This window comes from Clostridium cuniculi, assembly GCF_004353185.1.
GTDB lineage: Bacteria > Bacillota > Clostridia > Clostridiales > Clostridiaceae > Clostridium > Clostridium cuniculi.
This window is the reverse complement of record NZ_SMUS01000001.1, coordinates 137817-159602: the sequence shown is the minus strand read 5'-3', so window position 1 is coordinate 159602 and position 21786 is coordinate 137817. Positions and strand designations below refer to the sequence as shown.

19 protein-coding genes and 4 tRNA genes are annotated in these 21786 nt (G+C 28.4%); 17 read left to right on the top strand and 6 right to left on the bottom strand.

What is annotated here, in order from left to right:
* The first annotated feature begins 73 nt into the window (after positions 1-73).
* The 9 genes from EJJ37_RS00715 to EJJ37_RS00675 all read left to right on the top strand — a co-directional run bounded on the left by EJJ37_RS00715 (position 74) and on the right by EJJ37_RS00675 (position 5852).
* On the top strand, positions 74-871 hold the full coding sequence (locus EJJ37_RS00715; protein ID WP_133013672.1) for an FAD binding domain-containing protein: 798 nt from the start codon (positions 74-76) through the stop codon (positions 869-871).
* The gene (locus EJJ37_RS00710; protein ID WP_133013671.1) at positions 861-1319 is read left to right on the top strand and encodes a (2Fe-2S)-binding protein; all 459 of its coding nucleotides are present in this window, start codon (positions 861-863) and stop codon (positions 1317-1319) included. The genes EJJ37_RS00715 and EJJ37_RS00710 overlap by 11 nt, the downstream gene beginning before the upstream one ends.
* A 2-nt stretch (positions 1320-1321) precedes the next feature.
* Entirely contained in the window at positions 1322-3604 is a 2283-nt protein-coding gene (locus EJJ37_RS00705) for a xanthine dehydrogenase family protein molybdopterin-binding subunit (RefSeq protein WP_133013670.1), read from the top strand.
* 652 nt (positions 3605-4256) lie between these two features.
* Positions 4257-4844, top strand: a complete 588-nt coding sequence (locus EJJ37_RS00700; RefSeq protein ID WP_133013669.1) for a nucleotidyltransferase family protein — start codon at positions 4257-4259, stop codon at positions 4842-4844.
* A gap of 97 nt (positions 4845-4941) precedes the next feature.
* Positions 4942-5016: transfer RNA gene (locus EJJ37_RS00695), tRNA-Glu, on the top strand.
* Positions 5017-5019: 3 nt separating this feature from the next.
* Positions 5020-5093: transfer RNA gene (locus EJJ37_RS00690), tRNA-Gly, on the top strand.
* 16 nt (positions 5094-5109) lie between these two features.
* Positions 5110-5186 (top strand) — tRNA-Arg (locus EJJ37_RS00685).
* Positions 5187-5191: 5 nt separating this feature from the next.
* A tRNA-Lys gene (locus EJJ37_RS00680) sits at positions 5192-5267 on the top strand.
* 135 nt (positions 5268-5402) lie between these two features.
* Positions 5403-5852, top strand: a complete 450-nt coding sequence (locus EJJ37_RS00675) for a hypothetical protein (RefSeq protein WP_133013668.1) — start codon at positions 5403-5405, stop codon at positions 5850-5852.
* Between the two features lie 103 nt (positions 5853-5955).
* Here the strand turns inward: EJJ37_RS00675 and EJJ37_RS00670 are convergent, their stop codons facing one another.
* Positions 5956-8049, bottom strand: a complete 2094-nt coding sequence (locus EJJ37_RS00670; RefSeq protein WP_133013667.1) for a glutamine synthetase III family protein — start codon at positions 8047-8049, stop codon at positions 5956-5958.
* Positions 8050-8471: 422 nt separating this feature from the next.
* Between EJJ37_RS00670 and EJJ37_RS00665 the strand changes: the two genes are divergently transcribed.
* The 4 genes from EJJ37_RS00665 to EJJ37_RS00650 all read left to right on the top strand — a co-directional run bounded on the left by EJJ37_RS00665 (position 8472) and on the right by EJJ37_RS00650 (position 12526).
* A complete protein-coding gene (locus EJJ37_RS00665; RefSeq protein ID WP_133013666.1) occupies positions 8472-9788 on the top strand; it encodes a glutamine synthetase family protein in 1317 nt (438 codons plus the stop codon).
* 126 nt (positions 9789-9914) lie between these two features.
* Positions 9915-10484, top strand: coding sequence for an ANTAR domain-containing response regulator (locus tag EJJ37_RS00660; RefSeq protein WP_133013665.1), 570 nt, complete (start codon positions 9915-9917; stop codon positions 10482-10484).
* A gap of 159 nt (positions 10485-10643) precedes the next feature.
* Complete coding sequence (locus EJJ37_RS00655) at positions 10644-11153, top strand: hypothetical protein (protein WP_133013664.1); 510 nt, start codon at positions 10644-10646, stop codon at positions 11151-11153.
* A 173-nt stretch (positions 11154-11326) separates the two neighbouring features.
* On the top strand, positions 11327-12526 hold the full coding sequence (locus EJJ37_RS00650; protein WP_166484624.1) for a sensor histidine kinase: 1200 nt from the start codon (positions 11327-11329) through the stop codon (positions 12524-12526).
* A gap of 59 nt (positions 12527-12585) precedes the next feature.
* Here EJJ37_RS00650 and EJJ37_RS00645 read toward each other — a convergent pair whose 3' ends face one another.
* From EJJ37_RS00645 to EJJ37_RS00625, 5 genes are all read right to left on the bottom strand, one after another.
* Complete coding sequence (locus tag EJJ37_RS00645) at positions 12586-13122, bottom strand: permease (RefSeq protein WP_133013662.1); 537 nt, start codon at positions 13120-13122, stop codon at positions 12586-12588.
* Entirely contained in the window at positions 13119-13604 is a 486-nt protein-coding gene (locus EJJ37_RS00640) for a permease (RefSeq protein ID WP_133013661.1), read from the bottom strand. Before EJJ37_RS00640 ends, EJJ37_RS00645 begins: the two co-directional genes overlap by 4 nt.
* Before the next feature lie 120 nt (positions 13605-13724).
* Positions 13725-14672, bottom strand: coding sequence for a patatin-like phospholipase family protein (locus EJJ37_RS00635; RefSeq protein ID WP_133013660.1), 948 nt, complete (start codon positions 14670-14672; stop codon positions 13725-13727).
* A gap of 89 nt (positions 14673-14761) precedes the next feature.
* A complete protein-coding gene (locus EJJ37_RS00630) occupies positions 14762-15325 on the bottom strand; it encodes a chromate transporter (RefSeq protein WP_133013659.1) in 564 nt (187 codons plus the stop codon).
* Positions 15325-15864, bottom strand: a complete 540-nt coding sequence (locus tag EJJ37_RS00625; protein ID WP_133013658.1) for a chromate transporter — start codon at positions 15862-15864, stop codon at positions 15325-15327. Before EJJ37_RS00625 ends, EJJ37_RS00630 begins: the two co-directional genes overlap by 1 nt.
* A 448-nt stretch (positions 15865-16312) precedes the next feature.
* Between EJJ37_RS00625 and EJJ37_RS00620 the strand changes: the two genes are divergently transcribed.
* From EJJ37_RS00620 to EJJ37_RS00605, 4 genes are all read left to right on the top strand, one after another.
* Positions 16313-17119, top strand: coding sequence for a cation diffusion facilitator family transporter (locus EJJ37_RS00620; protein WP_133013657.1), 807 nt, complete (start codon positions 16313-16315; stop codon positions 17117-17119).
* A gap of 376 nt (positions 17120-17495) precedes the next feature.
* On the top strand, positions 17496-20003 hold the full coding sequence (locus EJJ37_RS00615) for an ABC transporter substrate-binding protein (RefSeq protein WP_133013656.1): 2508 nt from the start codon (positions 17496-17498) through the stop codon (positions 20001-20003).
* Between the two features lies 1 nt (position 20004).
* Entirely contained in the window at positions 20005-20919 is a 915-nt protein-coding gene (locus EJJ37_RS00610) for a carbohydrate ABC transporter permease (protein WP_133013655.1), read from the top strand.
* An 18-nt stretch (positions 20920-20937) separates the two neighbouring features.
* Positions 20938-21780, top strand: a complete 843-nt coding sequence (locus EJJ37_RS00605) for a carbohydrate ABC transporter permease (protein WP_133013654.1) — start codon at positions 20938-20940, stop codon at positions 21778-21780.
* Positions 21781-21786: the final 6 nt, after the last annotated feature.

Below are 21786 nucleotides of genomic sequence, written 5' to 3'. Positions count from 1 at the left end.
GTATTTTAATGTAATAAAATTATATAATAGTAAATATTGAAGGTATATATTTATAGATGGAGGTAAAAAGATATTGTTTACGATTAGAAATTATGTAGTAGCAGAAAGTTTAGAACAAGCTTATGAATTAAATCAAAAGAAAAATAATGTTGTATTAGGTGGAATAGGATGGCTAAAGATGGGCGGAAGAAATATTCAAACAGCCATAGACTTATCAGCATTAGGTTTAGATAAAATTGAAGAAGATGAAGAACGTTTTAAGATAGGATGTATGTGCACATTAAGACAATTAGAAACTAATGAATCCTTAAATTCTTATTTTGATGGGATAATAGCAAAATCAGTTATACATATAGTTGGTGTTCAATTTAGAAATTGTGCAACTATTGGTGGAAGCGTTTATTCAAGATTTGGATTTTCAGATATATTAACAGCACTTTTATCATTAGATACATATGTAGAATTATTTAATAAAGGGATTATTCCACTTTCTGAATATAGAAATATGCCCTATGATAATGATATTTTAGTAAGAATTATAATAAAGAAAGATAATAGAAGTACTGCATATTTAACTCATAGAAATAGTGCAACTGATATTCCTACTTTAGCAGTAGCAGTATCAAGATTACAAGATAAATGGAATATTGTAATTGGAGCTAGACCACAAAAAGCTATGTCTGTAAATGCAGCAGAACTTTTAAGTGAAGTTCCAACTCAAAATGAAATTGATGAAGTTGTTGAATATGTTATGGAAAATGTTAAATTTGATAGTAACATGAGGGGAAGTAAAGAGTATAGACAAATACTTGCTAAAGTATTTATAAATAGAGCAATAAGTGAAATTACAGGAGGAAGCTATGGAAATTAAATTATGGATAAATAATAAACTTTTTCAAGATAATGTAGAAGCAGATATGTTACTAATTGATTATGTAAGAAGTAAAGGCTTTTTAAGTGTAAAAAGAGGTTGTGAAACTGCTAACTGTGGTTTATGTACTGTTCATTTAGATGGAAAGCCAGTTTTATCATGTAGTACTCTTGTGATAAAAGCAAATGGTAAAAAGGTAACTACACTTGAAGGATTAAAAGAAGAAGCAGAAGAATTTGGTGCATTTATGGCAGATCAAGGAGCAGAGCAATGTGGATTCTGTAGTCCGGGATTTGTAATGAATGTATTAGCTATGAAGAAAGAATTAGAGAATCCTACTGAGGATGAAATTAAACATTATTTAGCAGGAAATCTTTGTAGATGTACAGGCTATATGAGTCAATTAAGAGCAATTAAAAATTTCTTAGAAGCTAAAAAGGAGGACTAGAGATGAAATACGTTAATAAAGGTATAAGAAAAAAGGATGCTATGTCATTACTTACTGGTAAACCAGTTTATACAGATGATATAGCACCAAGCAATTGTTTAGTAGTTAAAGTTCTTAGAAGTCCTCATGCTCATGCTTTAATAGAAGATATAAATACAACTATAGCAAGTAAAGTACCAGGAATAGAGTGTATATTAACATATAAGGATGTTCCACAAAAGAGATTTACAACTGCAGGACAATCTTATCCAGAACCAAGTCCATATGATAGATTAATTCTAGATAAAAGACTTAGATGTGTTGGAGATCCAGTTGCTATAGTTGCTGGTGAAAATGAAAAGGCTGTTAATAAAGCATTAAATTTAATTAAAGTTAAATATGAAGTTTTAGAAGCAGTTTTAGATTTTAGAGAAGCTTTAGATAATAAAGTTATAGTTCATCCAGAAGAAAATTTTGTTGTTTTAAATGATTGGGTTAATGCAGATAAAAATAGAAATATATGCTCAAAAGGCGATTTTACTTATGGTGATGTGGATGAAGAATTAAGTAAATGTGCTCATATAATAGAACAAACTTATCATACTAAAGCTAATAGCCAAGCTATGATGGAAACTTTTAGAGCATTTACAGAGCTTGATACATATGGAAGATTAAATATAACAAGTGCAACTCAAGTTCCTTTCCATGTAAGACGTATATTAGCTAATGCTTTAGATATTCCAAAATCTAAGATAAGAGTAATTAAGCCGAGAATAGGTGGGGGATTTGGAGCAAAGCAAAGCGTCGTTGCAGAAATATTCCCAGCTATAGTTACAATGAAAACTGGAAAGCCTGCTAAGATGGTTTATACTCGTGAAGAAAGTATGACTAATGGTACTCCAAGACATGAAATGGAGATTAAAGTTAAATTAGGTGCAGATGAAAATGGTATAATAAAAGCTATTTATATGTATACTTTATCTAATGCAGGTGCATATGGAGATCATGGACCAACTACTGTAGGTTTATCAGGACATAAATCAATGCCTCTTTATAATGGAGCAAAAGCATATAAATTTGAATATGATGTTGTTTACTCTAATACTATGGGAGCAGGAGCTTATAGAGGTTATGGAGCTACTCAAGGATTATTTGCTTTAGAATCAGCTGTAAATGAATTAGCAGACAAGCTTAATATTGATCCTATTAAATTAAGAGAAATGAATATGGTTGCTGAAGGACAAATAATGCCTGCATATTATAATGAGCAAGCAAATAGCTGCGCCTTAGATAGATGTTTATCAAGAGCTAAGGAAATGATTGATTGGGATAATAAATATCCATGTAGAGATATGGGAAATGGAAAAGTAAGATCTGTTGGTGTAGCTATGGCTATGCAAGGATCTGGTATATCATCAGTAGATACTGCTGCAGTTGAAATAAAGCTTAATGATGATGGATTCTATACATTAATGATTGGTGCTGCTGATATGGGGACAGGATGTGATACAATATTAGCACAAATGGCAGCTGATTGTTTAGAGTGTGATATAGATAATATCATTGTGCATGGTGTTGATACAGATCAAAGTCCATATGATACAGGTTCATATGCATCTAGTACAACTTATATAACAGGTGGAGCTGTTATTAAAACTTGTGAAAAAATGAGAAAGAGAATTATTGAAGAAGCTGCAAAATCATTAAATTGCCCAATTGAAAATTTAGAGTTTGATGGTAAAAAAGTATTTTCAGTAGTTGATGAAAAAGAAATAACATTAGTTGATATAGCTAATAATACTTTAGTTGGTGGATTTAGAACTATAAGCGAAAGTGAATCACATTATTCAGAAGTTTCACCTCCTCCATTTATGGTTGGAATTGTGGAGACAGAAGTTGATAAGTTAACAGGTAAAGTGGATATAATTGATTATGTTGCAGTTGTAGACTGTGGAACTGTTGTTAATCCTAATTTAGCAAGAATTCAGGCAGAAGGTGGAATAGTTCAAGGTATAGGAATGGCACTTTATGAAGATATAACTTATACTGAAAAAGGAAAGATGAGAAATGATTCATTCCTTCAATATAAGATACCTACAAGACTTGATGTTGGTAATATTAGAGTTGAATTTGAATCAAGTTTTGAACAAACAGGACCATTTGGAGCTAAGTCTATAGGGGAAATTGTTATTAATACACCATCTCCAGCATTAGCTCATGCAGTATATAATGCAACTAAGGTTAATATAAGGACATTACCAATAACATCAGAAAAAATAGTTATGGGAATGCTTAAAAACTCATAGTGAAAAAATTGCGCACCAAAGCGTTAATGCCGTGATGCCGAAAAATAATGATATAACCTCCATTAAGTCATATAATTTCGCTAAGAATTTATATTATTATCTCCATAAAATTAGCTAAAGCTTCGAAGTTCGCTATCGCTTACCTTAAGTGAGATTCAAAATTTTAATTTTGTTAATCGAACTTACACATTCGACGTTAGGAGAAGGTGCTTCCTTTTAAATGAAACTCACTTCTCACTAGCGTTCGAAGGAGTAAGTTCAGCTAACTAAATCAAGATTTAGAGCTTCACTTAACGCTAATTTTATTACAATAATAATTAAATTCTAAAGCTTATTATATAATACTTTCTTCCGGTTATATTATTATTTTTTATAAGGTGTTATGCTATAGATAGTTATGTGAGAAAAAGAAAAAATGAAATATTAATTTGGAAGGACCATTGAAATTAAGCCGTAGAATTTAATAATTGATGGAGTAAAGTTGCGTAAAGAAGTTTTTACTGTTTGAGCGAATAGCGAGTTTAAAAACTTTAGCAAACTTTACGGAATCAATTATATAAATTCTAGGTGAAAATTTCACGGTTACTGGAAAATAAATATTTCATTTTTTCTCTATCACGTCACAAATAATGTAGTTATAGGGGGATGAGTGATGAGGATTAACTTAATACTTTTGGCGGCAGGAAATAGTAAAAGGTTTAATGGCAATAAATTGTTGGCAATATATAAAGGGAAGCCGATATATATGCATATAGTTGAAAAAGTACTTGATTTGAAAGTAAATAAAATAATATGTGTAACTCAATATGAAGAAATAAAAGAAGCTTTATTAAATACTAATATTAATGTTGTTATGAATGATAATAGTAGTTTAGGAATTTCTAGTTCTATAAAATTAGGTATAAATTTTGATAAAAATGCTGATGGCTATATGTTTATGGTATGTGATCAGCCATTTATATCAGTACAAACATTAAAATCAGTAATAGATAATTTTATTAATGGAGATAAGGGTATAGTTTGCGTTGGTTGTGGAAATAATAAAGGTAATCCAGTTATCTTTTCAAAAAGATATATTAATGAATTATTATCATTAGAAGGAGATAGTGGTGGAAAAAGAATACTAAAGGGGCATTTAAATGATTTAAATATAGTAAATGTTGATAATGAAATTGAGTTAATTGATATAGACACACAAGAAGTATTTGGTAAATTAACCAATTTAAAATGTTTACATTAAAATCTTTAAAAATTTTTATAAAAACTTTTTTAAAAAGTGTTGACTTTTGTCTAAAAACACTGTAATATACAAAAAGTAGTCAGCAAGACATATGCAAGGCCCCTTGGTCAAGCGGTCAAGACACCACCCTTTCACGGTGGTAACAGGGGTTCGATTCCCCTAGGGGTCACCATTTGCGGGTATCGTATATCGGTAATACTCCAGCCTTCCAAGCTGGAAAGGTGGGTTCGATTCCCACTACCCGCTCCATTTTATTTGAATTTTTGCGTGTTTAGCTCAGCTGGATAGAGCAACGCCCTTCTAAGGCGTGGGCCAGGAGTTCGAATCTCTTAACACGCACCATATTTGGTTTACTAGCTCAGTCGGTAGAGCACTTGACTTTTAATCAAGGTGTCCGGGGTTCGATTCCCCGGTAAGCCACCAAAAAGAAACTCATTAGAGTTTCTTTTTTTATTTAAAAATATAAATATTAATTTTTAAAAAAGCCTTTATTTATAATGCTAACCAATAAAATTGAAAATTCATATTATATTATGAATTGCTTTTTTAGGAGGTAAAATGAAGAGTAAAGACTGTGATAGAAAAGATAATGATGAAAAAGAAAAAATAGAGCAGTATATTATAAACTTTGAAGTTAATTTAGGGAACATGGAAAAGGTAGGAGTTGCTTTTTTGGTAGCTGGTTATTCAAATTATATATATGCTGCTAATTTAGATATATTAGATGCACAAGATAGAAATAACACAGGGCAGACTTCTGAAGAAGCATTTTTATTTAGTCAAAAGTTAGTTTTATTAGGATATATATTATTATGGATAGTTGCATCACAAAGGGTATATGCAAAAGAGTTGAGTAATACTTATAGGGGAGAAGACAATGATTTAGTTGTATATCAGAGTGTTGCTAATTCATATTTAATAAGTATATTTGCTAATTCAATGAGATTAGAAGCTTTTAATAAATTAAATGAGGATGAAATACAGGAAGAAAAGAATGAGAAAGAATAAGAGAATAATGGCATTAATGTTTTTTATAGAAACAAGTGGCGTATACTTTACAAGGAAGATTAAATCCTTAATGTAAAGTATACGCCATTGTGTATTAGACTATTTAATTAACACTGAATAAAAGTTCACCATAAGTAGGAAGAGCCCAGTGATCTTTACCTATTAATGTTTCAAGCTCATCAACTACTCCACGTAAGTGTTGCATGTTGATAAATATTGATTCTCTATAATATTTTGCACTTTCAAGTAAATCAGAATGATTTTTTGCATTTAATACAGAAGTTTCTAGAGTATCTAGCTTTGCATAAAGGTAATTACCTAGTCTTGATAAATCATGAAGTAGTTTTTCTTCTAATTCACATTGAAGAGTAGGATTAAGTTGTTTTTTACTATTTGCTATTCCAGCAATTTCACCTTGATAACTTAAGACAGAAGGAATTATAAATTTTTTAACTATATCAATCATAGTTAAAGCTTCTATATGAATAGTTTTACAATAGTTTTCCATTAAAATTTCATATCTTGAATATAATTCACTTTCAGAGAATACATGATGTTTAGTAAATAATTCAATGTTTTTACTATGAATGAAGTAAGGAAGAGCATCAGGTGTAGTTTTTAGGTTTAATAATCCTCTCTTTTCTGATTCTTGTATCCAATCATCTGAGTAGTTATTTCCATTGAATATAATTCTCTTATGATCTCTTATTGTATTTTTAATAAGAGTATTTAAATCTTCATCAAAGTTATTACTCTTTTCTAAAATGTCAGCAAATTGCTTTAATTCTTCAGCAACTATAGTATTTAAAATAATGTTTGGACCTGCAATTGAGAATGTAGAGCCTAGCATTCTAAATTCAAATTTGTTTCCAGTAAATGCAAATGGTGAAGTTCTATTTCTATCAGTAGTATCTTTGAAGAACTTAGGTAATACACGAACACCAATTTCCATTTCACTCTTACCTTTATCTATATAGTTTGTACCATTTTCAATTGCTGTAATTATATCTGTTAATTCATCTCCAAGGAACATAGAAACTATGGCTGGAGGAGCTTCATTAGCACCTAGTCTATGGTCATTTCCTGCACTTGCAACAGAAACACGTAGCAAGTCTTGATAATCATCAACGGCTTTAATAACTGCTGATAAGAATAATAAGAATTGTGCATTTTCAGATGGAGTATCACCAGGTTCTAGAAGGTTAACTCCTGTATCTGTAGAAATTGACCAGTTATTATGCTTACCACTACCATTAACACCAGCGAATGGTTTTTCATGAAGCAAACATGCTAAACCGTGTTTGTTAGCAATAGACTTCATAAGTTCCATTGTAAGTTGGTTATGATCTGTAGCTATATTAGTTGTATTAAATATAGGTGCAAGTTCGTGTTGTGCTGGAGCAACTTCATTATGCTTAGTTTTTGCTAATACGCCAAGTTTCCAAAGTTCTTCTTCAAGTTCTTTCATATATGCAGAAACTCTAGGTTTAATAGTACCAAAATAATGATCTTCCATTTCTTGACCTTTTGGAGGTCTTGCACCAAATAAAGTTCTACCGCAGAAAACTAAATCAGGTCTTTTTTCATACATTTCTTTATCAACAAGAAAATATTCTTGTTCAGGACCTACAGTAGTAATAACTTTTTTAACTTCATCTTTTCCAAAAAGTTTTAATATACGTAGTGCTTGTTTATTTAAAGCTTGCATTGAGCGTAAAACTGGAGTTTTCTTATCTAATGCTTCTCCACTATATGAACAGAAAGCAGTAGGTATGCATAAAGTACCATCTTTTATAAATGCATAAGAAGTTGGGTCCCAAGCTGTATATCCTCTAGCTTCAAAAGTAGCTCTAAGACCTCCTGATGGAAAACTTGAAGCATCAGGCTCGCCTTGAACAAGTTCATTTCCTGAAAATTCCATTATTATACTTCCATCTTTATCAGGTGAAATAAAGCTATCATGTTTTTCAGCAGTAACTCCAGTCATAGGTTGGAACCAATGAGTATAGTGAGTTGCACCTTTTTCTATGGCCCAATCTTTCATTGCATTTGCAACAACATTGGCAACTTCTAAATCAAGTGATTTACCAGCTTGAATAGTATTCTTCAATTTTTTATAAGTCTCTTTAGGTAATCTTGCTTTCATAACGCTATCATTAAAAACTAAACTTCCAAATAGATTTGGTATATCTTTCATAATTAATAACCCCCTTTAAAATAGAAAAAGACGCTGTGGACGTTATAATAGTCCACAGCGCCTTTGCTGTTTATGTAAGTATTATATGTCCAAAATTTTAAAATGTAAATAGTTTTTTTAAAAAAAGTAAAAAATATTTTTAAATGTTAAATATTGATAAAAAACTGCTTATATTGTATAATATTAAAAACGAACAAGGGCGTTCATCAAATGTTTTTTAGAAATATTGATTAACCATAAGATAAAAGTTTCTTATGATTAACTATACACTCTGAAAACTATTTGATGAGCGCCCTTTTAAGATACTGAAATATTTTTAATAGTATTAGAATATATATTAAAAAATAAATTTTCGGTTATTAATTCAAATGCAAAAAATAGTGTAAAAATTATATATTTATAATTAAACAGGGGGAAGAGATATGACATATGCCGTTAGAGAAGTTATTCAATTTATTCAAGAAAATGATGTTAAGTTTATACGCTTAGCTTTTTGTGATCTTTTTGGAACACAAAAGAATATTTCAATTATGCCAAATGAATTAGAAAGGGCTTTCAAAGAAGGAATTTCATTTGATGCATCAGCAATTAAAGGTTTTGCAGATGTTTCTAAATCAGATTTATTATTATTTCCAGATCCAAATACATTGAGTGTATTGCCTTGGAGACCACAACAAGGAAGAGTTGTTAGATTTTTTTGTGATATAAGGACTCCTGAAAAGGAAAAGTTTATTTATGATGCTAGAGATATATTAAAAAACATGATTAAAAAATGTATGTTAAAGGGATACACTCCTTTTATAGGCACTGAGTGTGAATTTTATTTGTTTAAAACTGATGAAGAAGGTCAGCCAACTATGATAACACATGATAAAGGTGGATACTTTGATATAGCACCTATAGATAAAGGTGAGAATATAAGAAGAGAGATATGTCTATGTTTAGAGGAGATGGGAATAAGTCCAGAAAGTTCTCACCATGAACAAGGGCCAGGACAAAATGAAATAGATTTTAAGTATAGTGATGCACTTACAGCTGCAGATAACTTTATAACATTTAAGTCAGTTGTTAAAGTCATAGCTGCGAGAAATGGTCTCTTTGCATCTTTTATGCCAAAGCCAATAGCGGATGAAAGTGGGAATGGACTTCACATAAATTTATCGCTATCAAAAAATGGAGCTAATATATTTGAAAATAACAATAAGTATGAGCAAGAAAATGTTCAAAGTTTCATAGCAGGAATATTAAGTAAAGTAAAAGAAATAACTGCATTTCTAAATCCTTTAGCTAATTCCTATGAAAGATTTGGTAAGTTTGAAGCGCCTAAGTATATATCATGGTCTCATCAGAACCGTTCTCAATTAATTAGAATACCTGCAGCAACTGGGGAAAAAACAAGAGCAGAATTAAGATCTCCTGATTCAGCAATAAATCCATATATTGCATTTTCTTTAATTATAGGGGCTGGACTTTATGGAATTGAGAATTCAATTAAATTACCAGAGGCCGTAAACGAAAATTTATATACTGTAAGTGATGAGATGCTAAAAAATATAGATAAATTGCCAGAAAATCTTGAAGAGGCATTAAGTATTGCTAAAAATAGTGAATTTATAAAAAATATAATAGGAGAAGAAGTGTTAGAGAGATATATTGAATTAAAAGAGAGTGAGATTAGAGAGAACTTAAATGCTGATGATAAAGAAAAGATAAAAAGAAAATATTTTGAATATATATAAAGTATTTAGAAGAAGTATAGTTTAATTAGGAGATATAATTTATAAATTTAAAATTAAATAAGTGGGGATTTATATAAATTTTAATAACAACTCCTAACTTAGAACTATAATAATGGGGGCGATTTATTGGATAACATTTTAATAGTATCGAGCAGTAAAAAGGGAATAGCTTTTTTTACTGAAGTGCTCTCTCAGAACTCATATGGGAATATTGTTACAGCGACCAATGGTGGAGAAGCTAGGAGGCTTTTAATAGAAAGAGATTTTGATTTATGTATTATAAATGCACCGTTAGTAGATGAATTTGGGGAGGAGTTTGCAAGAACTATAGTATCAACAGGGATAGGTCAGGCTATTTTAATTGTTAAAGCAGATATATATGATGAGGTAAGTGAAAAAGTTGAGGGTGATGGTGTAATTACTATAACAAAACCTATGAATAGAACTATATTTTGGAGTGCATTAAAATTAGCTAATGCAACTTATAATAAAATGTGCAAATTAAAGAAAGAAAATAATAAGTTGTTACAAAAAATTGAAGATATTAGGATGATAGATAGAGCTAAGTGTATTCTAATACAATATTTAAATATGACTGAAGCTGAGGCACATAGATATATAGAAAAGCAAGCTATGGATATGAGATCTACAAAAAGGGTCATTGCAGAAGGAATATTAAGAACATATGAAATTTAGAGTGAAGACAGTAGATAAATTTTAAAAAAATTTATCTGCTGTTTTTATTTATAAACTTTAAGATACTTTTAAGTGAAATTTTTCTGTATAATTATAATGATTGATAAAAATATTAATTTTATCAATATAAAAAGTGTTCTGAAATACAGGAGTGATTATATGCTAATTTCAGTTAATGAAAATGACTTTAAGGAAAAAGTTAATATTAGATTTAATAATATTGCAGAGGGAATTAATAGATTTGAAAGCAAAACTTTAGAATCTGATAATTCATATAATTTTGAGAAAAGTATAATTGATTTTTTGCAAGAAGCAGTAAAATTGAATGGAGTAGAAAATTCATATGTTGATTTTTACTATAATGTATTAGAAGAAGAGGCAAAGATAAGATTTAAAGAACTTTTAAGCTGTGAAGATAAAAAGTTCATAGAAAAATTTGAGAGTGAAAATAGTGAAGGAGGAATTTATTATAATCTAACATTAGAAAGTATTCCTTTTATAGCTAGAATAACAACTAGGGAGGTATTATTTTCTACTATATATTTTACAAAAGAACCATTTACTATATGGGGTAATTATAACCAAAAGTTTCCGGTGTTTTATAAAGAAAGAGGGGTACATGATAAATATGAAAATATAGCTAAAAGCCTCAAATTGAAAATAGTATAAAAGAATTTATTTGTTTATCAATAAATAGTAATAAAATGTAAATTTAATTGAATATATAGGAAAAAAGGTTGAAGAAATATAGCAAAAATAGTAAAATGTAAATAATGGAATATTATGAATTAATATTTAATATTTCAATAAAGTGGAAAAGGATATGGGGGGGAGAGATAAAAATGAAATTTGATACAAATTTTGATATAAAAAATGAATTAGAATATTTTTTTGAAATTTCAGTAAATATTATGGTTATTATAGGGAAAGATGGAAAAGCTAAAAAAGTAAGTAAGAGTTGTAGTGAATTATTGGGATGGAGTGAAAGGGAATTACTTGAGTATGAATGGCATAGTTTTATTCATGAAGAAGATTTAAAAAATGTTTTAAGCACTATAACAAGTGAATCTATAAATGAGGGAATTAAAGGATTAAAAGTTAGATTTAGATGCAAAAATAATGATTATAAATTGATTGAATGTAGTTGTAAGTTCATAGAGGAAAATCAGGTGTATATTTTAACGGCTAGAGATATAACAGAGGAAAAGAAAATTAAAGAAGAAAAAATTGCTTACGAAAAGGCAATTGAATTAGAAAGTTTAAAAAGTGAATTTTTTTCTAATATATCACATGAATTTAAAACACCTTTAAACATAATATTAGCAACTATGCAAGTAATAAATAAAAATATTGAAAATAAAAATATAATAGCAGCTGATGAATATAATTTGAATAAATATATGAATTCAATTAGGCAAAATTGCTATAGACTTCTTAGATTGGTTAATAACATAATTGATATCAGTAAAATGGATTATGGATATTATAATATTGAATTAGGAAATTACAATATTATAAGTGTAGTTGAGGATATTACAATGTCTATTTTAGAGTATGTAAATAATAAGGGAATAGAGCTTATTTTTGATACTGAAGTTGAAGAAGAAATAATTGCATGTGATCCAGATAAGATAGAAAGAATAATTCTAAATTTATTATCTAATGCAATTAAGTATACGAAGGATGGCGGGAAAATATATGTTAGTGTAGAAAAAGATGATGAAAATGTTTATATATCAGTTAAAGATAATGGTATAGGGATACCTGAAAAAAAACTTCTTACAATATTTGAAAGATATACTCAGATTGATAATAAACTAACTAGAAGAGCTAATGGGAGCGGGATAGGATTATCACTTGTTAAATCACTTGTTAAAATGCATCAAGGTGATATATATGTAGAGAGTAAGATTAATGAAGGGAGTAAATTTACTATGAGACTTCCTATAAGGCAAGTTAAAAGTAAAAATAAAAAAGTTAGTAATCTAACTAAATCAAGGGTTGAAAAGTGTAGTATTGAATTTGCGGATATATATAATTAAATATTGATAATTAATGAAAATTTGAACATCCTTCTATTTAATAGAAGGATGTTCAAGTTTTAATTATATTTATTATAAAGTTCATTTATAGAATCTTTCGACATGAACATATTAACTAAATAGCTCATTATTAAAACACCTGGAATATCTATTAGTAATCGAACTAAGGTGAATTTATAGCCAAGTGCTGAAATTTCAAATAGTAATGTTGAAATTTTAGTTAAGCACCAAGCGTTCATAAATATAATTATATTTGAAAACTTTGCACCTTTTTTTATTAAAACTGCAGTAAATGGAAAAGCAGCATACATAGGGCCGGCAGCTACTGAGCCAATTAGTATGGCTAAAAAAATACCAATTATTCCAGAGTTATTTCCCATGTATTTCATAAGTTGTTCCCGAGGAACCCATACATCTACTAATCCTAATAAAATCATAACAGGGGGAAGAACAGAGAGCATTTGCAATATATTAGAACTAGCAGTATCAATAGTTTTAGTAAGTATTGATTTACTAAAAAAAGATAATATCATAAGCACAAATAATGATATTAAAAACCATTTATACCTTTTTAAAATTTTTATTATAGTATTCATATAAACATCATAATCCTTCCAAGAATAATTCCTACTACAATTGAAAATATAAATGCAATTAAATTTCTTAATAATGCAGCTCTTTTACCAATATATTTAATTTCAAGGGGTAAGGTCATAAGGCCTATTAGTACTAAAGATGAAACAAGTGTAGCAACTTGAGCGTATCCAGCGCCATTTAAAAGTAATGTATTACCCAGTGAAAAGGCAACAAAAGTAGGCATCATTGTAATTGCTCCCATAATATCAGCAATTATAATCCCCATAAAACCTGAACTGTTACCTAATATTTTAGATATTGTATCTGTAGTGAAAAATGAAAGTAATATTCCTACAGTTATTATTATGAAAAGAAATTGAGGTAATATATTTTCAAATGATTTTAATCCTAATACAATGGCTTTCTTAGTTTTACTTTTATCTTTTATAAATGATAGTATTAGAAAAATTATTGCTAGACTATATAAGATAATTGAGGTCATAAAATACTCCTAAAAATAATTCAGTTATATTCTATGATTTAGAAAAAATAATGTGAGTTATACATAAAATAATAGCAACGTATTTAGAAAGTTTATCTATACGTTGCTATTTAACTAATTTTAACCAAAAACTCTATTAGGAATATGGATATTCCTATATCTGGAAATATAAGAGTTAAAGCTCCATTTTGCAAGAAAAGTTTTTGCACAATCATAACCAGAATTAAATAATTTAAGATATTCTTCTTTAGGTATGTCAAAATCTACAGTACCAATATCATATGTTCTAATTTTAATAGTTCTTACTGAATCTTTATTATTTAAAAAAGCTTCATCATCTTTAGTAAGTATAGTATCAATTACATCACAAGAATAAGTTATTAAATTACTTTTACTTGGACTAACTGTTTTTAAATCATTATTACTAATTAGTTTTAGTCCGAATGTTGGCCAGCGAGGATTATTTTCAACATCAAAGATCCAAATAGGAAAGTTGCTTAGTAATCCACCATCAACTATAAAGCTTGAATTTTTACCATTCTTAAGAATTACAGGATTAAAGTAAAAGGGAATACTAATACTCATTCTTACAGCCTTAGCAATACTAAATTCTAAAGGATCAATATTATATTTTACTAAGTCATCTGGAAGAATAAGCAACCGTTTATTTGTTATATCAGAAGCAATTATTTTAAGAGGACTAACTCCATTTATAGATATATCTTTAAACTTAGTTTTACCCTTAGCTTTATATAATTTATATAAATATTGTTCTATATTATTACCAGAAAATAAACCTTTATTTTTAAAAAGGCTTACAGTTGGACCTATAAAGGGTAATAAATTTAATTTGTTTTTTACATAGAAATCTTTAAAGTTTAGATTTAAAAGCATATTTTTTAGGTCTTTTCCTGTATATCCTACTGCTAATAAGGAAGTTACTATAGCACCGGCAGAGGTACCAGCAAACCTTTCAAAGGTATATCCCTGTTCTTCTAAATAATAAATTGCACCTAATAGTGCAATTCCTTTTACTCCACCACCTTCACAAACTATATCTGCCTTCATTTATTCACCGCCCAATATATTTAAATTAATATATTATATGATCTAAAAGACAATTGATATAATAATGTTAATATAGAATATACTTTTTATTAGAATTTAAATAGCATACCTATAATGGCAGCACTTACTATGTAAACAATAGGATGCTTTTTGAACTTTGATATAGCAAACATAAGTATTATTAACAAAATAGTAGATTTAATATTAATTAAGTCTAATAGTTTATGAGTAATATTAAATTTATTTAAAGCTAATATTGATATTTTAAATACTTGATAACCAGCAGCTGCAATAAGGGCAGCGACAGCAGGTCTTAAACCGTAAAATATTGACTCAACTGCATTACTTTCTTTAAATTTATTCAAGAAATGAGCAATTATAATAATAACTATGACAGATGGAGTAACTAAACCTAATGTAGCAATTATTCCACCTAATATCCCTGAGGCACGGAAGCCGGCAAAGGTAGCCATATTAACGCCAATAGCACCAGGAGTTGATTGAGAGACAGCAATCATATCCATTAACATTTTTTCATCGAACCAATTGTATTTATCTGCTAGTTCGTATAAAAATGGAATAGTAGAAAGTCCACCACCAACAGAGAATAATCCAACTTTAAAGAATTCTAAAAATAAAGTTAAGTATAGCATTATCTTTTCCCTCCCATAGATTTAGAAATAAAACCAGTTAATCCAGCTGCTATTACTACGTATACAGGAGATAATCCTAGGAATGCAGATATTATAAAAGTAAGTATAGCTATTATAACTCCTAAATAATCTTTAATAGATGACTTTAATAATTTTATGACTGTAGTAATTATTAATGCAACTACAGCAACTCTTATTCCAGCAAAGGCACTTTGTACTATAGCCATATCAGCGAAGTTTTGGAGAAAAGAGGCAATAATTAATATTATAATCAATGAAGGAAAAATAACACCTAATGTAGCTATTATTCCTCCAACAATACCTCTAAGCTTAAAACCTATAAATGTTGCTGTGTTAACAGCAATTACACCAGGAGTACATTGCCCAACAGCATAATAATCTAAAATTTCTTTTTCTGTTGACCATTTTTTATTTTCAACAACTTCTCTTTGTATTAAAGGAAGCATTGCATAACCACCACCAAAGGTGAGAGCTCCAATTTTGCAAAAGGTCCAAAATAAATCAAATAATTCTTTCATTAAAAAATAATCTCCTTTATTAAAAATAAATTCACTTGATATTATATACGTATTTTATAATAACATGTAGTTAAAATTTAACTAATATAAAATTGCAGTATTTAATAAATATTAGAATATAATTTATCTTTAAAAATAAAATAAAATGTTAAAAGAATATTAAAATAAGTACATTTTAGACAAAAATAAGTACATTTAAGCTATTTCAAAAAAATTACATATACATAAATGCATATATTAGTTGCAATTTCTCAGCATTTTAAGCATTACAAAAATAAGTTAATTAGTATATCATATAAGTATCTAGTTTTGAGAAAAATTAAAATTAAAAATAAGAATAGAGGTGAGAATAATGAAACTAGAGAATAAAATATTAAAACTATCTGTAGTAGGTGCGTTATTCTTTGCACTATTTGGTATTGCATGGGGTTGAGCTTTAAAGTCTGATATGATTATATTCGATGGATTATATTCATTTATCAGTGTAATATTATCAATGTTATCCCTTTATATTAATAATTATATGGCGAAAAGGGATTTTGAAAAATTTCCTTTTGGTAAACATATTTTAGAGCCAATAGTTATTTCAATAAAATCATTAATAATAGCTATCATGTGTTTATATTCATTAGTGGGAGCTGTAAAAAGTATAATAAGTGGTGGAAATAACCTAGAGTTTGGATTAGCAATTATATATTCAATTGTATCTGTTATTGGGTGTGGAGCCATTTCACTATATATGAAGGTGAAATCAAAGGCATTATCTTCAGAACTTATTAAGGCAGAATTTACTCAATGGTTTATGGATACCGCATTAAGTACAGCAGTATTAGTAGGATTTATAATAGGTATTGCTATATCAAATACAAAATTAAATTTCCTAAATCCATATATTGATCCAGTTATGACAGTTGCAGCATCACTATTATGCATTAGAATACCTATAAAGATTTTTATAGAAAGTTTTAAGGAAGTAATATGTGTAAAAGCTAATGACGAAATTAATGATGATATATATGTATTAGTTAAAGAAATTGAAGAAGAGTATAAGTTTGAAGAGTCTATAACAAGAGTATCTAAGGTTGGACGTGAACTTAGAATTGAAATTGATTTTGTTTATAATAAAGACAGTAAGTTAAAAACATTAGATCAAATGGATAATGTAAGAGAAGAAATAAATGATGCAATTAAGCATATTGATTATAAAAAATGGTTGAATGTATCTTTTACAGGAAACAAAAAATGGGCAATATAAAGGTCAGCGAAAGCTGGCTTTTTTGTTGTTAAATATTATATAGTGAAAAATTATAGATTAAATGATAAATATTTAAAAGGAGCTAAAATTATATAGCTCCTTTTTTGTAAGATTAAATTAATAATATATTAATATTAATTTAAGAAATATGATATAAAATTTATATATAAAATAGTTAAAAATATAAAATATGGAACTTTTTAGAATGTTATTCTGTCTAATTAGATAAGGAGAATAATATTATATAGTTTATTAGTTTTTTATTTTTGATGAAAATTTTGTAAGAATTTATAATAGGGTTTTTGTGGAAAAATATTATAATAAATGATATTATGAAATAAAATGTAAATAATTTATAAATATTAGGGAGGTAAATATGGGGACAAGTTTAAAAAAAATGCTTTCGATACTTTTAGCATCAACATTAGCATTAGGTATAGTAGGGTGTTCAAAAGATGGAGGAAAATCTTCAATGGGGAGATATGTTGAAGAACGATATGAAGTGCCGGAAGGGGTTGAAGTTCAAACTTTAAGCTTATTAGAGAATGATAAAATAGGTATGATTGGATATTCAACAGAGGATTGGAAGCCAGTAGCTTTTATTTCTGAAGATGGAGGTAAAACATGGACAGAAAACTCTATAGAGTTACCAAAAGAAGAAGGAAAAGAAACATATACTAATAATATAGGGTATTTAAGTAATGGAACAATACTATTATCTTATTATTTTCAAGAACCTTTTACAGAGATGGAAGAAGGATTAATAGATGACTCTGTGGCCGTTGAAGGTGAGGAAGGAGTAATTTTAGAAGAGGAATTTATTTATGAAGAACCTGAATATAAATATGCTACAGTAGATACAGATGGTAATTTAACTGATATTGATTTAGATCTTTCAATATATAATGATGATGATTCAATGGAAATGGGTATGGGTTATAGCAACTTTAAGTGCGATTCAAATGGAGACGTATTCTTTACTGCAGGTAGTAATAATGAAAAAGTAGTTCAGTTTGATGGTGAAACTTTTGAAGAGAAGAATATATATGAAGCTGATGAATGGATAAATGACTTTTTCTTAGTTGGTGATTCATTAGTTATATATGAATTTGATTCAATAGTAGAATATGATACTACTAATGGGAAAGAAAAAGGTAATTTAGAAGCTTTAGAAAAAGAGACAATATCTGAAAACACTAATTACTATCCAACTTTCCTTAATTCAGGAAGTAAAGATAAAATTTATTATTATACTACTTTAGGTTTATATGAGTATGATATGAAAAGTGAAAAAGTAAATCAATTAGTTGATTCTGCCATTTCATCTTTTGGTGATAGCGAAATGTATATAACATCATTTATTGAAAAAAGTAATGGTGAATTTTTAACTACATTTAGTGATTTCTCTAATGCTGAATCAGGATCTGCAATTATTAATTTTGCTTATGATGCAAATATACCATCAGTTCCAGAAAATCAACTTGTAGTATATTCATTATTAGAAAATTATTCAATCAGACAAGCTATTTCAAGCTATTCAAAAGAACATCCAGATACTTATGTTAAGTATGAAATTGGTTTAAATTATGGTGATAGGACAACTCAATCAGATGCACTTAAAACTTTAAATACTGAAATAATGGCTGGAAATGGACCAGATGTAATAATATTAGATGGTTTATCAGCAGAATCATATATTGAAAAAGGATTATTAGAAGATATAAGCGATGTTATAAATCCTTTAGTAGAGGATGGAACAATATTTAAGAATATTGCAGATGCATACACTAATGATGGAAAGATATATCAAATACCAACATCATTTAAATATCCAATATTATTAGGTAATAAAGAGGATATTGACTCAGTTTCTGATTTAGATTCATTAGTTGAGTTAACAAAAAAATTATCAACTCAAAGTGAAAAAAGAATATTTGATAATTACTTTAATGCAAGTTCTTTAGTTTATTCATTATACTACCTATATGGCAATGATTGGTTAAATGAAGATGATACTATAAATGAAGATGCATTAAGCAATTTCTTTGAAAAAGCCAATGAAATGTACTCTGTACTTCAAGCTAATGAAGAAGCTTATATGGCAATTATGGAAGATAAATATTCTCAATTAGAAGGATATGATGAAGGAGTTTCTATAGGTGTTGATACTGAAGAGTATATTGATGAAGAATTAGATGAAGAATATAGCGAAGAAGATTATGAAGATTTATATGCAGTATATGATTTACAATATTATTTAAATCCATCTGTTTATGCAGATTCATTTTTATTTGAAAGAAGTTCATTATTATCTTTAGGTGGAATTGCTGGAACTTATGACTATGGATCTATGGTTACCCTTTTAAATAATTCACCTGAAATGGATTATAAAGTTTTAACTAGAGGTGAAGAAAACATATTTATTCCATCTAATTTAATTGGAATTAATGCAAAGGGAAAGAATAAAGAACAAGCTAAGGAAATCTTAATATCATTAATAAATACTAATTCTAGTGAAATGTATTCTAATGAGGGATTCAGTATAAATGCAAATACATTTAAAAATGCTTTTTCTACAGAAAAAATGAAAGAAGAAGGATATGAATTAGAATTTGATGAAGCAACAAATCATTATATTCAAGGTACCTGGGGATGGGGAGATGAATTTGGAAATTCAAAAGAAGTAACGATATTACTTCCTAATGATGAAGATGTAAATAGATTAAAGGGTGAAATAGAAAGTTTAAATGTTGCTGCAACAGTAAATACAGTATTATTAACAGAAGTTGCAAAGCAATTTAATTCATATGCACAGGGTGAAATATCTTTAGAGGAGGCTATAAATACAGTTGTAGATAACTTGGATTTATACTTATCAGAGTAATATGGAAGAGTTAAAGGTTAATAAATTAAAACAAATAAGAAAAGTAAAAACAGGTAAACTTAAGGAAGAGAAAGTAAAGAAAAAAACTAAATATACTGGATTATATTTTGTATTGCCAAGTTTAATAGGGGTAGCAGTGTTTACATTGCTTCCCTTCTTAGATGTAATTTTAAGATCTTTTCAAAGTGCAATTTCAAGAGAGTTTATAGGAATTCAAAATTATAATGAAGTATTTAATAATTCTGCCTTTAAATTGGCAGCTATCAATACTATAAAATTTGTTCTTGTATGTATACCATTGTTATTATTATTATCATTAATAATAGCAGTAGTATTAAATAAATTTACAGAATCATCAAAGGTATTAAGAACAGCATTTTTAATACCAATGGCAGTGCCTATAGCTTCAGTAGTATTAATATGGAATATTATTTTTCATGAGCAAGGCTTCTTAAGTGCTATGTTAGATAAATTTAATATAGCATGTCAAGATTGGATGAGTACAGGATGGGCATTTTGGATATTGGTATTCAGCTACATATGGAAAAACCTAGGGTATAATATTATCTTATGGTTAGCTGGATTAAATTCTATATCTAAGGAGATATATGAATCAGCTAAAGTAGATGGAGCAAATGATTTACAATGCTTCACGAAAATAACAATACCATGTTTAAAACCTACGCTATATACGGTAGCAGTATTATCACTTCTTAATTCATTTAAGGTATTTAGAGAAGCATATTTAGTTGCAGGTGATTATCCAGATAAAAGTATGTATTTATTACAACACTTATTTAACAATTGGTTTAGAGAGTTGGATTTTAGTAAAATGGCCGCTGCATCTGTACTTATGGCAGTAATAATATTTATATTGATTATGCTATTACAAAGAGCATGGGAAAAACAGGATTAGAGTGAGGTGATTTATACAATGAAGAAAAAGATAGTATTTATTATATTAGTTGCAATATCTATATTTATGTGTTTCCCAGTTATATTTTTATTAGCAGGCTCATTTATGAGTGTAGATGAATTAAATAGCTATCTTGCACCAGTATTAGCTGAAAAAAGTAAAGGATATGTAAGCTGGGGATTATTACCTAGTTATCCTACTTTACGAGCATATGTAGAATTACTATTTGATACTCCAGAATTTTTTGTAATGTTTTGGAATTCTGTAAAAATAGTATTTTTATCAGTGTGTGGACAACTTATAGTTGGTATTCCAGCAGCTTGGGGATTTGCAAGATATAAGTTTCCCTTTAAGAAAGTGTTATTTACCATTTATATAGTAGTAATGTTAATGCCTTTCCAAGTTACAATGTTATCAAGTTACTTAGTATTAGATAAGTTACATCTTCTTAATACCCATGGAAGCATAATATTACCTGCTATATTTTCAACATTTTCAGTATTTATAATGTATAGATTTTTCTGTAATATACCAGAGTCAATTATTGAATCAGCAAGAATAGACGGTGCTAGTGAACTTATTATTTTTGCTAAGATAGGTATTCCATTAGGAATGCCAGGTATAATGTCAGCTGTTGTATTACAATTCTTAGAATATTGGAACTTAATAGAGCAACCATTAACATTTTTAAAAGATAAGGCTTTATGGCCATTATCAATTTATTTACCAAATATTACTTTAGAAAATGCTGATATAGCATTTACAGCATCTGCTGTAACATTAATAGCAGCTATAATAGTATTTTTCGCAGGACAAAGCTATTTAGAGCAAGGTATTGCAGCATCAGCAGTAAAGGAATGATAATTT